The sequence below is a fragment of the Tenacibaculum sp. L6 genome (assembly GCF_028823685.1).
In the GTDB taxonomy this organism is placed as follows: Bacteria; Bacteroidota; Bacteroidia; order Flavobacteriales; family Flavobacteriaceae; genus Polaribacter.
In genome coordinates this window covers 1-745 of sequence record NZ_JAPEHZ010000164.1, presented here as the reverse complement: position 1 = coordinate 745, position 745 = coordinate 1, and the positions used below count along the sequence as shown (strand labels likewise).

Sequence of the window (745 nt, the reverse complement as noted above, 5' to 3'; positions counted from 1 at the left end):
ACGACCAGTTGTATACTCCTGAGTACGTTGCTGAAACCATTTTTGCTATAGACACCCAAAACAAACTTAAAAATGGGGATATTGTGGATATTCGGAATTTTTAAAATATAATTTAATTTGATTCTTACCCTAAATTCTAATACCTTTAGCTAACGTTGAATATAAATCATTAAAACGGATTCATATTCTCAAACGAGTTAGGCACAAGTTGTAAAACAAACTGATATGTTAAGAAAAACTGTTAATCCAGAAAAACTTTTTGATTCAACTCAATACGGATTTTCTCAAATAGTAATATCTAATCCTGGAAAATTAATATTTATATCTGGGCAAGTTGCTTGGGATGAAAATCTTAATATAGTTGGAGAAAATAATTTAAAAGCACAAACCCAAAAAGCAATTGAAAATTTAAAAATCGCAATTGAGTCAGTTGGCGGAACAATGGAAAATATTATGATGTTGAGAATTTATAAAGTAAATTATCAAAATGGCGATGGACCAATTATAAATTCTATTCTTAAAGAAAATTTTGGAACTAAAAATCCACCTGCTAGTACTTGGGTTAGTGTAAATGGACTTGCAAATGAAGGATTTATGATTGAAATTGAAGCTCAAGCGGTAATATAGAAAATATCAATGCTGAATAAGTAAAACTATAAGAATTAGATAAAAAACCTGTGCATAACAATCTATAACCGCAATTACGGCGGATTCGACTACGTCCGAATCCACTCGGAATTGCTAA

At 30.3% G+C, this 745-nt stretch carries 1 protein-coding gene; it reads left to right on the top strand.

All coding sequences use genetic code 11. The annotated features are described in order from the left end of the window. Window positions 1-225: 225 nt before the first annotated feature. The gene (locus tag OU788_RS12505; RefSeq protein WP_274635467.1) at window positions 226-627 is read left to right on the top strand and encodes a RidA family protein; all 402 of its coding nucleotides are present in this window, start codon (window positions 226-228) and stop codon (window positions 625-627) included. The last annotated feature ends 118 nt before the right edge of the window (window positions 628-745 follow it).

Bases quoted from the DNA above. Each gene is read 5' to 3' on its own strand.
- OU788_RS12505 (WP_274635467.1), top strand. From the start codon at position 226: ATGTTAAGAAAAACTGTTAATCCAGAAAAACTTTTTGATTCAACTCAA.